The sequence below is a fragment of the Mesorhizobium sp. M0768 genome, from assembly GCF_040320195.1.
Lineage (GTDB): Bacteria > Pseudomonadota > Alphaproteobacteria > Rhizobiales > Rhizobiaceae > Mesorhizobium.
In genome coordinates this window covers 173,591-186,980 of sequence record NZ_JAMYPD010000002.1, presented here as the reverse complement: position 1 = coordinate 186,980, position 13,390 = coordinate 173,591, and the positions used below count along the sequence as shown (strand labels likewise).

Annotated in this window: 11 protein-coding genes; 7 read left to right on the top strand and 4 right to left on the bottom strand. The window is 63.3% G+C overall.

Annotation, left to right across the window (positions count from 1 at the left end; all coding sequences use genetic code 11):
* Positions 1–107 precede the first annotated feature (107 nt).
* Both NKI08_RS03225 and NKI08_RS03220 read left to right on the top strand, forming a co-directional pair.
* A complete protein-coding gene (locus NKI08_RS03225) occupies positions 108–749 on the top strand; it encodes a DUF47 family protein (protein ID WP_352469989.1) in 642 nt (213 codons plus the stop codon).
* Positions 749–1,756, top strand: a complete 1,008-nt coding sequence (locus NKI08_RS03220; RefSeq protein ID WP_352469990.1) for an inorganic phosphate transporter — start codon at positions 749–751, stop codon at positions 1,754–1,756. Before NKI08_RS03225 ends, NKI08_RS03220 begins: the two co-directional genes overlap by 1 nt.
* A gap of 41 nt (positions 1,757–1,797) precedes the next feature.
* Here the strand turns inward: NKI08_RS03220 and NKI08_RS03215 are convergent, their stop codons facing one another.
* Positions 1,798–2,175, bottom strand: a complete 378-nt coding sequence (locus tag NKI08_RS03215) for a VOC family protein (protein ID WP_352767166.1) — start codon at positions 2,173–2,175, stop codon at positions 1,798–1,800.
* 194 nt (positions 2,176–2,369) lie between these two features.
* On the opposite strand from NKI08_RS03215, the gene NKI08_RS03210 reads away from it, so the two are divergent.
* The 5 genes from NKI08_RS03210 (at position 2,370) to NKI08_RS03190 (ending at position 8,656) form a co-directional block, all read left to right on the top strand.
* A complete protein-coding gene (locus tag NKI08_RS03210) occupies positions 2,370–3,554 on the top strand; it encodes an Mrp/NBP35 family ATP-binding protein (RefSeq protein WP_352469992.1) in 1,185 nt (394 codons plus the stop codon).
* Between the two features lie 237 nt (positions 3,555–3,791).
* Complete coding sequence (locus tag NKI08_RS03205; protein ID WP_352613838.1) at positions 3,792–5,597, top strand: IlvD/Edd family dehydratase; 1,806 nt, start codon at positions 3,792–3,794, stop codon at positions 5,595–5,597.
* Positions 5,598–5,915: 318 nt separating this feature from the next.
* Positions 5,916–6,755 (top strand): chromate resistance protein ChrB domain-containing protein, encoded by an 840-nt coding sequence (locus NKI08_RS03200; protein ID WP_352767163.1) that lies wholly within the window; start codon positions 5,916–5,918, stop codon positions 6,753–6,755.
* Positions 6,752–8,140 (top strand): chromate efflux transporter, encoded by a 1,389-nt coding sequence (gene chrA / locus NKI08_RS03195; RefSeq protein ID WP_352767161.1) that lies wholly within the window; start codon positions 6,752–6,754, stop codon positions 8,138–8,140. The genes NKI08_RS03200 and chrA overlap by 4 nt, the downstream gene beginning before the upstream one ends.
* 117 nt (positions 8,141–8,257) lie before the next feature.
* Positions 8,258–8,656 (top strand): hypothetical protein, encoded by a 399-nt coding sequence (locus NKI08_RS03190; protein WP_352469996.1) that lies wholly within the window; start codon positions 8,258–8,260, stop codon positions 8,654–8,656.
* Between the two features lie 46 nt (positions 8,657–8,702).
* Here NKI08_RS03190 and NKI08_RS03185 read toward each other — a convergent pair whose 3' ends face one another.
* From NKI08_RS03185 to pdxR, 3 genes are all read right to left on the bottom strand, one after another.
* Complete coding sequence (locus NKI08_RS03185; RefSeq protein WP_352540459.1) at positions 8,703–9,932, bottom strand: aromatic ring-hydroxylating oxygenase subunit alpha; 1,230 nt, start codon at positions 9,930–9,932, stop codon at positions 8,703–8,705.
* A gap of 114 nt (positions 9,933–10,046) precedes the next feature.
* Positions 10,047–11,636, bottom strand: a complete 1,590-nt coding sequence (locus NKI08_RS03180; protein ID WP_352767158.1) for a trimethylamine methyltransferase family protein — start codon at positions 11,634–11,636, stop codon at positions 10,047–10,049.
* A gap of 192 nt (positions 11,637–11,828) precedes the next feature.
* Positions 11,829–13,322: a MocR-like pyridoxine biosynthesis transcription factor PdxR gene (gene pdxR / locus NKI08_RS03175; RefSeq protein ID WP_352767157.1), complete on the bottom strand. Its 1,494-nt coding sequence runs from the start codon at positions 13,320–13,322 to the stop codon at positions 11,829–11,831.
* Positions 13,323–13,390 lie beyond the last annotated feature (68 nt).

Sequence of the window (13,390 nt, the reverse complement as noted above, 5' to 3'; positions counted from 1 at the left end):
ATCGTCCGCATCCACATCTTTCAGCCGGCTTACTGTTTCCCGCGATGGAATGCGGCGCTATGTGGATGAGACGGGGTCGTGGACTGGACACGACGGGAGTACCGAACATGCTGGGCTGGTTCCGCAAGCTGCTGCCGCGCGAAGATCGCTTCTTCGACCTGTTCGAGCGGCATTCCCGCACCGTGGTCGGTGGCGCCGAGGCACTGCAGCAGCTTTTGCAGGGCAACGACATCGAGCGCTGGTGCCAGACGATCATCGATCTCGAGAACGAAGCCGATCAGATCACCGCGGAAGTGCTGCTGGCCGTGCGCCGCTCCTTCATCACGCCCTTCGACCGCGGCGACATCAAGGACCTGATCCAGTCGATGGATGATGCCATCGATATGATGCACAAAACCGTCAAGACGGTAAGGCTGTTCGAGAAGAAGGAATTCGACCCGCTGATGCAGGAAATGGGAGGTGTCATCGTCGAGGCCGCCAAGTTGGTGGCCGAGGCGATCCCGCTGCTCGGCAAGGTCGGGGCGCATACGGTGCGCCTCAACGCCATCGCCGAGGAGGTCATGCGCGCCGAAGGCCGGGCCGACGACCTGCACGAGCAGGGCCTGAAGGACCTGTTCAAGCGGCACGGCCGCAGCGATCCGATGGCCTATCTGATCGGCAGCGAGATTTACGGCCAGCTGGAAAAGGTGGTCGATCGCTTCGAGGACGTCGCCAACGAAATCAGCGGCATCGTCATCGAGAACGTATAGTGTCAGAAGCCGCAATAGCCTTTCCCGTGCTGGTCGGCCTTGTCGTCGTCGCGCTGTTCTTCGATTTCCTCAACGGCCTGCACGATGCCGCCAACTCCATCGCCACCATCGTCTCCACCCGGGTGCTGCGGCCGCACTATGCGGTGTTCTGGGCGGCCTTCTTCAATTTCATCGCCTTCATGTTCTTCGGTCTCCACGTAGCGGAGACGCTCGGAACCGGCATCATCGACGCCAGCATCGTCACGCCGGCAGTGATCTTCGCAGCACTTGTCGGCGCCATCGTCTGGAATGTCGTCACCTGGCTCGTCGGAATCCCGTCCAGCAGCTCGCACGCTCTGATCGGCGGTTTGGTCGGCGCCGGGGTTGCCAAGGCAGGCACCGGTGCCATCGTCTGGGCCGGGTTGGGCAAGACGACGGCGGCCATCGTGCTATCGCCGGCGGCAGGCTTTCTGCTGGCGCTTGTCTTGATCCTCGCGGTCTCGTGGCTGTTCGTGCGGCAGACGCCGTTCGCCGTCGACAGCACCTTCCGCGTTATGCAGTTCTTTTCCGCCTCGCTCTATTCGCTCGGCCATGGCGGCAACGACGCGCAGAAGACCATGGGCATCATCGCCGTGCTGCTCTATTCGCAAGGCATGCTCGGCGCGAATTTTTACGTGCCGCTGTGGGTCGTCATCACCTGTCAGTCGGCGCTGGCGCTGGGCACGTTGCTCGGCGGCTGGCGCATCGTCCACACCATGGGCTCGAAGATCACCCGGCTGAACCCGATGCAGGGTTTCTGCGCCGAGACCGGCGGAGCGATCACCCTGTTCGCCGCCACCTGGCTCGGTATTCCGGTATCGACCACGCACACGATCACCGGCGCTATCATCGGCGTCGGCGCCGCCCGCCGCGTCTCCGCCGTTCGCTGGGGCATTGCCGGCAACATCGTGGTCGCATGGATCGTCACCTTGCCGGCAACCGCGGCGATCGCGGCTCTCACCTACTTCGCGGTCGGTCTGGCAAGGTGATGTGAGCATCATGGCGCCTGGAGCCGCCTCTGGCGCGGCGACTACCGGTCCACAAGATTCAGGATGTTGCCGTCCGGATCCCTGAACCATGCGACCTTCATGTCGTGACCGACATGGATGTCACCCTCAAGCGTCAGCCCGGGCATGTCGTAATGCTCGAAGGTCACGCCCTTCGATTTCAATGCCTCAACGATCTTGCCGAGTTCGTCGCCGACCGTCCATGTCACAGCCGTCGCCTTGTTGGTCCCAGCGAAGTTCGAACGGTAGACGTTGATGCTGGTGTCGCCGCTTTTATAGACGATCAGTTCGCCACCTTCATTGTGCACCTCTTTCAGGCCAAGGACCCCTTCGTAGAATGCCCTGGCCTTGGCCAGGTCCTTCACGGCGAGATTGGCCGTCGCGTTGCTGTTTGCGAGCATGATTCGTCTCCTTCCCTGGCTGTCATTCCATGCTCATGAAATAGGCTGCGCTGACGATTTGGCGACGGCTGCTCCCACTGGAAATGCCGTCATATGCTCGCTGCCTCCCCGATACGCCGCTGCAATTGGTGGTCCATCGCTTGGTTCTGTTCCGGAACTGCATTATCTGGAGCGGAAAAGTAGAGGAAAAACTCATGCCCGCCGCCAATGAAAACGTGACCAAGGAAATCGTTATCGAGCGCCTGAAGACGGTCAATGGGCCGGATTTCACCGGCAATATCGTCGACCTCGGCCTGGTTTCCGAGATTTTCATTGCCGATGCCAAGGTGTTCTTTTCGATAACCGTTCCCGCTGCCCGTGCCCAGGAGATGGAACCGCTGCGTGCGGCGGCCGAACGTGTCGTCAAGGCGATCCCCGGTGTTGCCGGCGCCGTGGTCGCGCTGACGGCGGAAAAGAAGGGCGGCGGCATGGAGGCGCCGGTTCCGCAAAGACCGGCTCAGAGGCCCGCTCCGCCGGCCGCACCTGCGCGTCCCACGCCGCAGGCGCCCGCCTCGCACAGCCAGGGCAAGCGCGGCGTACCCGGCATCGAAGCGATCATCGCCGTCGCTTCCGGCAAGGGCGGCGTCGGCAAGTCGACCACCGCCGTCAATATCGCCCTTGGGCTTGCCGCCAACGGGCTGCGGGTCGGGGTGCTCGATGCCGACATTTATGGCCCTTCCATGCCGCGTCTGCTCAACATTCGTGGCAGGCCGCAGACCGTCGACGGCAAGATCCTGAAGCCGATGCAGAATTATGGCCTCAAGGTCATGTCGATGGGCTTCCTCGTCGATGAGGAGACGCCGATGATCTGGCGCGGGCCGATGGTGATGTCGGCATTGACGCAGATGCTGCGCGAGGTCGAATGGGGACCGCTTGATGTGCTCGTCGTCGACATGCCGCCCGGCACCGGTGACGCCCAGCTGACCATGGCCCAACAGGTGCCGCTGGCCGGCGCCGTCATCGTCTCGACGCCACAGGACCTGGCCCTGATCGATGCGCGCAAAGGCCTCAACATGTTCAGAAAGGTCGACGTGCCGCTATTGGGTATCGTCGAAAACATGAGCTATTTTCTCGCCCCCGATACGGGAAAACGCTACGACATCTTCGGCCATGGCGGCGCCCGCCGCGAGGCCGAGCGTCTCGGCGTCACCTTCCTTGGCGAAGTGCCGCTCGAGATGGGCATCCGCGAAAGCTCCGATGCCGGCACGCCGGTGGTGGTCTCCAAGCCGGATGGCGCTGAGGCGAAAATCTATCGCGACATCGCCGCCAAGGTCTGGGACCGCGTCAATGAAGAGCGCGGCGCGGCCGAGGCTGCAGTGCCGAGCATCGTGTTCGAGTGATGCGGATGTCCCTCCCCAAGTGGGCCCCTTGAGGGGGAGGGTGGCCGGAAGGGTCAGGTAGGGTCCGCGGCGACGCGCTCCAACTCTCCGGGATAGCGGGCTGACAAACCACGATCCCGTCTGGCGCGGAGGCAGATGTATGTCTTTCGTACCAAAGAGCGGATTCGGATGGCGCGTGCCCCTTGCCTGCTCCCGCGCGTTGTCATATCGATTTGTCATACAAATACGGAGACCACGATGGCAGGCGCCCCCACCCACAAGAAGAAATTTCGCTCGCAGGAGTGGTTCGACAATCCCGACAATCCGGGCATGACGGCACTCTATCTGGAGCGCTACCTGAATTACGGGCTGACGCGGGCCGAACTGATGTCCGGCAAGCCGCTGATCGGCATCGCCCAGACCGGCTCGGACCTGTCGCCCTGCAACCGCCATCACATCGAACTGGCCAAGCGCGTGCGCGAAGGCATCGTCTCGATGGGTGGCATCCCTTTCGAGTTCCCTTGCCACCCGATCCAGGAGACCGGCAAGCGGCCGACTGCTGCACTTGACCGCAACCTTGCCTATCTCAGCCTGGTAGAGGTGCTCTACGGCTATCCGCTCGACGGCGTAGTGCTCACCATCGGCTGCGACAAGACGACGCCGGCCATGCTGATGGCCGCGGCCACCGTCAACATTCCGGCTATCGCGCTTTCGGTCGGCCCGATGCTCAACGGCTGGCACAAGGGCAAGCGCACCGGCTCCGGCACCATCGTCTGGGAATCGCGCCAGCGCCTGTCGGCCGGCGAGATTGGCTATGACGAGTTCATGGATATCGTTGCCTCCTCGGCGCCGTCGACCGGCTATTGCAACACGATGGGTACCGCCACCACGATGAATTCGCTGGCCGAGGCGCTCGGCATGCAATTGCCGGGCTCGGCCGCTATCCCCGCCCCCTATCGCGAGCGCGGCCAGATCGCCTACGAGACCGGAAAGCGCATCGTCGACATGGTGCATGAGGATCTGAAGCCGTCCGACATCATGACCCGTAAGGCCTTCGAGAACGCCATCGTCGTCAACTCGGCGATCGGCGGCTCGACCAACGCGCCGATCCACCTCAACGCCATCGCCCGTCATCTCGGCGTGCCGCTCGACAATGACGATTGGCAGAAGGTCGGCCTCAACATACCGCTCATCGTCAATCTGCAGCCGACGGGCGAATATCTCGGCGAGGACTATCACCATGCCGGCGGCGTGCCGGCCGTGGTCGCCGAACTGATGAAGGGCGGCCTGCTGCCCTATCCGGAAGCCATGACAGCTAATGGCAAGACCATCGGTGACAATTGCAGGGGCGCCGTCAACGAGAACCTCGACGTCATCCGCACGGTTGCCGAGCCGCTGAAAGCCAATGCCGGCTTCATCAATCTCAAGGGCAATCTGTTCGATTCGGCGATCATGAAGACTAGCGGCATCTCGCCCGAGTTCCGCGAGCGCTATCTGTCGAACCCGAAGGACCCCGAAGCCTTCGAGGGCAACGCCATGGTGTTCGACGGGCCCGAGGATTACCACGCCCGCATCGACGATCCGGCACAAGGCATCGACGAGCACACCATCCTGTTCATGCGCGGCGCCGGCCCGATCGGCTATCCGGGCGGCGCCGAAGTCGTCAACATGCAGCCGCCGGCCTATCTGATCAAAAAGGGCATCCACGCGCTGGCCTGTATCGGCGACGGCCGCCAGTCGGGCACGTCGGGTTCGCCCTCGATCCTCAACGCCTCGCCGGAAGCCGCCATCGGCGGCGGGCTGGCGCTGCTGAAGACCGGTGACCGCGTCCGCGTCGATCTGCGCAAGGGCACCGCCGATATCCTCGTCAGCGACGACGAGATCACGCGGCGGCGCACCGAGCTGCAGAACAATGGCGGCTATCACTATCCCAAGCACCAGACGCCGTGGCAGGAGATCCAGCGCGGCATGGTCGACCAGTTTTCCGAAGGCATGGTGCTGAAGCCGGCGGTGAAATACCAGGATGTGGCTCATACAAGCGGGGTGCCGAGGGACAATCACTGACCAGGGTCCGTCGCATGAGCCAGCCGCCGGTGCAGGCAATTTGCCGAGGTCAGCGCCAGGAGGGGTAGGGGTGGGGTCACATCGCAGAGCGAAAGCCTCGGCTTTCCACCTGCGATAGCCTGCCGCTAATGGGCAGAAATGCCCGGCACAGGGTTGGACGCGGTCATTTGTCAACAGCGATTGCTCCCGCGAGAACGGCAATGCTTGACAAGCGAGCGCGACAAATCCACGATCATCGCAAGGGGTTAATCGCGACGACCCCGTGAGGCGTCAGCCCAATGTTCGCGTCCAAGCTTCTCTTTCCAGGAGGTGGACGCCATGCCGTCGACAACAACCATCACCGTACCGCAACTGTCCCGTCTGATTGGGCTGCCGGGTGCACCCGCAATCATCGACGTCCGCATCGACGATGACTACAACGCCGATCCGCGCCTGCTGCCGGGGTCGGATCGTCGTGATTTCAGGAGTGTCTCGAACTGGGCTGCTGACTTCGCCGGCAGGCAAGTGACAGTTGTCTGCCAGCAGGGAAAAAAGCTCTCGCAAGGCGTGGCCGCATGGCTACGGCAGGAGGGCGTTGCCGCCGAATCGCTCGATGGCGGGTTTGAAGCGTGGCGCGATGCCAAGGGCCTTCTCGTTCACGCCGACAAGATACCGCCCACCGATGCCAAGGGTCGCACCGTTTGGGTGACGCGTACGCGCCCGAAGGTCGACCGCATCGCCTGCCCCTGGCTGATCCGGCGCTTCATCGATCCTCACGCGGTCTTTCTCTTCGTCGAGCCGGCCGAAGTGGCGGCCGTCGCCGATCGCTTCCAGGCCGTGCCTTTCGACATCGAGAACGTGTTCTGGAGCCACCGCGGCGAACGCTGCACCTTCGACACCATGATCGAGGAGTTCGGGCTCAAATCCGAAGCGCTCGATCGCCTGGCCACGATCATACGCGCTGCCGATACTGCGAGCCTCGATCTTGTTCCACAGGCGGCCGGGTTCCTGGCCGCCTCGCTTGGCCTGTCACGGATGTTTCGCGACGATCTGGAGCAGCTCGAGGCCGGCATGCTCCTTTACGATGCGTTTTTCCGCTGGTGCCGCGATGCCACCGAGGAGACGCATAACTGGCCGGTCGCCGGCGCAGTCAGTCTCGGCGCAGGCAAACCATCGTGAGCGCCGTCCTTTCGAAAAAGCCGGCGGAGATCCAGGAACCCGCTGTGCCGAGCTTCCGGCAGGCCGTGAAGGTCTGGGCGAAAATCGGCGTGCTCAGCTTTGGCGGCCCGGCCGGGCAGATCGCGCTCATGCACAAGGAACTGGTCGAGGAACGGCGCTGGATCGGCGAACAGCGCTTTCTGCATGCGTTGAACTACTGCATGCTGCTGCCTGGCCCTGAGGCCCAGCAACTCGCCATCTATATCGGCTGGTTGCTGCACAAAACGGTCGGCGGCCTTGTTGCTGGCCTCCTCTTCGTCGTGCCGGGCGCGCTTGTCATGCTCGTCCTGAGCAGCCTCTATGCGCTCTATGGCGATGTACCACTCGTCGCAGCGCTGTTTTTCGGGGTCAAGGCGACCGTGCTCGCCATTGTCATCGAGGCGGTGATCCGGATCGGCAGACGCGCGCTGAAAAACCCGGTCATGGTGTCGATCGCACTCGCCGCCTTCATCGCCATCTACGCGTTGAACGTGCCGTTTCCGCTGATCGTGCTGCTTGCCGGGCTGGCAGGCTGGATCGGCAACCGTAGTGCGCCGGCAGTTTTTTCCGGCGCCTCGCATGGCAAGGGCGATGTTCCCGACATAAAGGGCGTGGTCGATCTGATGTTCGAGCGCGGTGAACTGACCCACGTCAGGCCGACACGATGGCACGCGCCGCGCACTTTGGCGATCTGGCTGCCGATCTGGCTGGGGCCTGTTCTGCTGGTCTGGGCTTTCACCGGCCCTGCCAGCGTCTGGACGCAAATCGGTGGCTTCTTCAGTGTCATGGCGGTCGTCACCTTCGGCGGCGCCTACGCAGCCCTTGCCTATGTCGCGCAGGCAGCGGTCGAGTACTTCGGCTGGCTGGCACCCGGTGAAATGGTCGACGGCCTTGGACTTGCCGAAACCACGCCGGGTCCGCTCATCCTGGTCTTGCAGTTCGTCGGCTTCGTTGCCGCGTTCCGCCAGCCGGGCTTGCTGGCGCCGCTGGTTGCCGGACTGTTTGGCGGGCTGTTCACGCTGTGGGCGACGTTTACCCCATGTTTCCTATGGATATTCCTTGGCGCGCCTTACATCGAAGCGCTGCGCGGCAACAAGGCGCTGTCGGCGGCGCTCGGTGCGATCACCGCCGCCGTCGTCGGCGTCATCATGAATCTCGCTCTATGGTTCGGCTTGCACGTCATCTTCGGCGAAGTGCGCAATGTCGGGCTTGGAATGGACGTGCCGGTGCTTTCATCGATAGACTGGCGCGCGGCGCTGCTTTCCTGTGCCTCGATGATCGCCATTCTGAAGCTGAAGATCGGTATGCTGCCGACGCTTGCCGGATCGGCGCTGGCCGGTGTCTTGTTGCTGGCGGTAAGTAGCTGATGCCTGCAAGGACTTGAAGCGCATCGCCTGAATCTACTTAAACGCGACGCTTTGGATGCCGCTGCTTTTGTATTCCGCTTGTGAACCACCTAACTGGTTGGGAACGGTTGGACCATTATGGCGCAACGGCGTTCTTCCCTCGGCTTCCTTGGAATGTTCGGTCGCTCGGGCGACTTGAGGCAGCTCGACGATGCATTGCGCGGCGCCGATCTGCATCCCGCCCTTGTGCCGGAGGGGGTAAAACTCACGATCGTCAATCTGATGAAGGATCACTGGCCCGACGAGCCGCCGCCGGGCATCTATGCGTCGGTGGCACAATTGTGCAGCTATTGCATCGCGGGTCCCGAAACCTTCGAGCAAGCCAATGGCCATCAACGGACGCTGGAAGCCGAGCGCCGCATCGAGGCGGCACTTGAGGCCGGCGACAGCTTCGACGCACAGATCGTGCTGATGACGCTGCATGCCAAGCTGATCAACGCCGAAGTCGTCGACCGATACGGGCTCAGCGCGGAATGACGCGACAGGCAAGATCTGCCGGATCCCCCCGCGGCAGCCGAGTCGATCAAGCCCGGCTGATCTCCTCAAGATACCAGCCGATGTAGCGCAGTTCGTTGTATTCCATCGGCGCGATCGGCCCCGGCACGAAATAGTGCGAGCGCACGCCACGCGCTGTGTGCTCGATGATCTTCTTGTCCTCTTGGGTGGTGACCTTCCACAGCCAGGTCAGCTTCTCCAGATCGTAGTCCTGGCCCTCGACCGCGTCGCCGCGCACCAGCCAGATCAGCTCCATCTCGCAGGTGCCCGCCGTTTTCGGGATGAAGCGGTAGATCATGCCGTGATCGGGATAGCAGACGAGAAAGGTCGTGCCGCCGAGATGGATGGAGGTGACGCCACCGTCATAGTCGGTGAATCGGCCCATCAGCGGGGCCACCGGCGAGCCATCCTGGCTGCCGCTCGAAACGCCATCATAGAGCGCATAGCGGAAGGTATGGATTGCTTCCTGACCGGCCGCCGAGTTCTGCCAGCGGTTGGCGCTGCCGATCTCGATGCCGAGCGCGCAGGTGCGCTGCTCCATCGCCGCGTTGAGCTGCTCGATCATCTCGGCCGGCTTTTCCAGCGCATGCGTCTGCGAATATTCCGGATGCGCCGGCCCGCAATGGTAGCATTCGACATAGTTCTCGACGGCGAGCTTCCAGTTGGCGTCGAGCGGATAGGACTGGCGATACGCCACCTTGGCGTCGCCCCAGCCATACTGGCCGCAGCTTGTGCGCAGCGACTGTTCGATTGGATCGAAATCGAGCGGCGTCTCCGCGAAGGAAATGAAAACCAGCCCGGAGGCAACGCGGACATGAAGCTTCTTCAGCCCGTGCGCCGTGCGGTCGAAATCCTTCGGCATCAGGCGGGCAGCGCGCAACGACCCGTCATTGGAATAGGTCCAGGCGTGGTAGGGACACACGAACATCTTCGCGTTGCCCTTCTCCTTGGTGCAGACCTCGGCGCCGCGGTGGCGGCAGACATTGAGCATAGCATGCACGGTGCCATCCATGCCGCGCGTCAGGATGACCGCCTCGTCGCCCAATTTGAACAGCTCGAAATCGCCGGGGTTCGGGATAACGCTGGCATGGGCCAGGCAATGCCAGTGGCGGCGAAAGACACGTTCCATGTCACGCTCGAAGATCGCCGGGTCATGATAGAAGGCACGCACCAGGCCGTGGCCGGGCCGGTGAGACGCCACCAGCCGATCGATCGCGTCGCCGTCGGTGTGGGCTTGCAGGATAGGATGCGCACTCATTTGTCGTTCTGCCCGATGGTTGGTCCTGGGGCAATTCCAGGAAAGCTGTGAAGCGGTTTTCGTCCGGAATTGGCTCTGGGTGGTGGCTGTATGGCTGCACGAACGCGTCTCCGGTCAGCCGCCCATATGCGTACGCGGCAGGTGGATCAGGCTGCCGAAGCGGGCACGCAATCTGTCGTCGACCTGTTTTGGCACGTGGCGCGGAAATCGTTCGGCAAGAATGCGTTTCTTCTCGGTGATCGCACGCAGCAATATATCAGGTCGGCCTTTTTCGTTCCATTCCTTCGGTGAGGAACGATCGGCGAAGGCGGGATAGAGATGATCGGTCTGCATCAGCTTGAGCGTTTGTTCGCTGTCGAGATAGTGGCCTGGGCCTTTGAGGCAGACCTCGGTGATGCTGTCGATCGACAGGGCCTCGTCAGTCACGTCGATGCCACGTGCGCAGCCCAGGCAATGACCGAGCATGTCGTTGTCGATGACCAGGCTCTCCAGGCAGAAGCCGAGCAGCGAGGCATGCATGCCGGCCGCCTCGTAGACGAGGTTGAGGCCGGAGAGGCCGGCCATCACATTGGTGATGCCCTTTTCGTAGCCGGATTGAATGTCGGGCAGTTTCGAATCCGTCATGCCAGCGGCCGAGCCGCCGGGCAGATCGTAGAATTGCGCCATCTGGGCGCAGGCCGCCGTTGCCACCGACTGCTCGGCCGACCCGCCGGCCATGGCGCCGGTACGCAGGTCCGACATGAACGGCCAGGCGCCGAAGATCGCCGGATGGCCCAGCTTGAGCGCATTGACATAGACCAGGCCGGCCAGTACTTCGGCCACCGCTTGCACGACGGCGCCGGCCATCGCCGCGGGTGCTGTGGTGCCGGACTGGCCGGTCGAGAGCAGCAGGATCGGGATGCCGCCTTCAACGCAAGCCTCGAGCACGCCGCAGGCATCCTCGGCGAACTTCATCGGCGGCACGACGAATGAGTTAGAGTTAGAAACGAATGGCCGGGCGCGGAAATTCTCCTCGCCGCCGGCGATGGCGTACAGCATCTCAAGCGCCGGCTTCACGTTCTCACGCACGGTGAAGGATGTTCCGACGTGCTTCGATGTCCCCATCACACAGGCATAGAGCGTGTTGAAATCCATCTCGAGCGGATCGGCGATGTCGCGCGCCACCATCGGCCGCTGGAAGAAATGGATGTTGTCCAGCCCATCGACGATGCGGGCAGCATCATAAATGTCCTGCAGCTTGGATTCGCGGTACTCGCGCTTCTCCAGATCCACCAGGTGCACGGCGATACCTGCCGTGCCGTAGTGCACGCGCTTGCCCTGGACCACCATGTCGTGCCTGGCGTCCTGGCCATGAAGTGTGAAATGTCGTGCCGCCCGCTGGATGGAGTCGAGCACTAGCGCGCGTGGAAAGCGCACACGGTCGTCGTCGCCATGGACCGCCCCCGCCTTGGTCAGCACCTTTATGCAGGAAGGGATGGCATTGGCGAAACCCACCGTCTCCAGGAGCGTCAGCACGCCCTCGTGGATGCGCTCGCAGTCATCCCGGCGCAGCGGCCCGTAGCTGCCGCCCTCGATGGCCTGGTGTCGTGGTCCGGTGTCCTCCATCAGAGGAGCTGATCGCATGGCATGTCCTGTTTCGCGAAGACCGGAGCGCTGTGGACGACGGTTCGCCGGCGTGTCCTGCTGTTCGACAGCCACTGGCATGGAAGCACTCCACCTTCATCGGCAGGAACGCGCGGCGGTTGGTCCACCATCGGCCTGCTTCGTCCCTCTACACAGCGACTATGCCGCCGGCATTGGCACAGCCTATGTGCCAGCCGGTCCCGTCGAATATGCCAAGGAGCTAAAGAACCGGAGCCGCACCACATGCGCCAGGCTCCGGTCGGGGAAGGGAGATCAGGCCGCTGCCGGCCTGCGTCCAGCTGCCGTCGCCAGTTCGCGGATGCCGGGTTCGATGTGCTGCAACGCGATCGAGGAAATGCCCAAGCGCATGAAACGCGATGGCTTTTCGGTGCGGTCGAAGAAGCGGTCGCCAGGCTCGATGATGACGCTGCGCGAGGCCGCGGCCTCCGCCAGCCCGCGCGAATCGGTGCCGCGCGGCCCCTCGAGCCAGAGCGACGTGCCGCCGGCCGAATCGGTCGAGCGCCACTCCGGTAGGAAGGCGGAAATCGCATGGACCAGACGCTTGCGCCTCTCGTCGAAGGCGCTCGACAGCCGCCGCACCAGCGCCTCGTGATGGCCGAGCGACAGAAAGAGCGCCACGGCGCGCTGGTTGTTCGCCGGCGGATGGCGCAGCATGAAGCGGCGTAGCGCCCGAAGCTCGGAGATCAGCCCGGCCGAGGCGACGATGTAGCCAAGCCTGAGGCCGGGAGCCAGCGTCTTCGACATCGAGCCGACATAGACGACGCGGCCGGAGCGATCGAGGCTCTTCAGCGCCTGCTGCGGCGCCTCGTCCAGGAGCTGGCTGTCATATCCGTCCTCGATGATGATCTGGTTGTGCCGGTTGGCGCGCGCCAAAAGCTCCTGCCGCCGCTCCGCCGACAGCGGCACCATGGTCGGGCAATGGTGGCTGGGCGTGACGAAGACGAAGCCGGAATCATTGGGAATGGCCGAGGTTACGATGCCGGAGTGGTCGACCGGAACCGGCTGGATCTCGGCGCCGGCCAGCCGGAAGATCGAACGTGCATCGGGATAGCCCGGGTCCTCCATCGCCACCTTGGAGCCCTTGGTCATCAACAGCGTCGCCAGCATGTAAAGCGCGTTCTGCGCGCCCAACGTCACGATGATCTCGTCCGGATTGGCGAAGATGCCGCGTCGCGGCAGCAGCCGTGCCTGGATCTGCTCGATCAGGAGCGGATCGTCGCGGTCGACCATGTCGGATGCCCAGTTGCGGATTTCGAGCACCGCCAACGCCATGCGGTTGCACTCGCGCCATTCGGCGGTCGGGAACAGCGCCGGGTCGAATTGGCCATAGACGAAGGGGTATGACGACTTGATCCAGTTGTCGTGCTTGGCCGGCGGCGGCATGTCGCTCGCCGCGATCTGCCGACGCGCCTTCCAGTCGATCTCGCTGGCCTGGTCGGGCGCCTTCTGGTGCGGCTTGGCCGGCGTCGCCAGCACTTCGGGATTGACGAAATGGCCGCGGCGCTCGCGCGCCACCAGGAAGCCCTGGTCGACCAGCTGCTGGAAGGCCAGCACCACGGTGCCGCGCGCCACGCCGAGTTTTTCGGCAAGAATCCGGCAGGACGGAAGCGGCATGGAAGCCGCGATCTGCCGGTCGAGGATGGCGGCGACGATCGCCTGGCGGATCTGCGCCTGCAGGGTCTGACCGGATTCCGCCGAAATCCGGAACAGGCCGGACCATATGGCCGTGTCGTTTCGCTGTGGCATGGGAGATGTTCCTCGATGGCCAGCTTTTTTCACGTGGCTGGACCAGTCGAATGTACCGGTGGCACAAG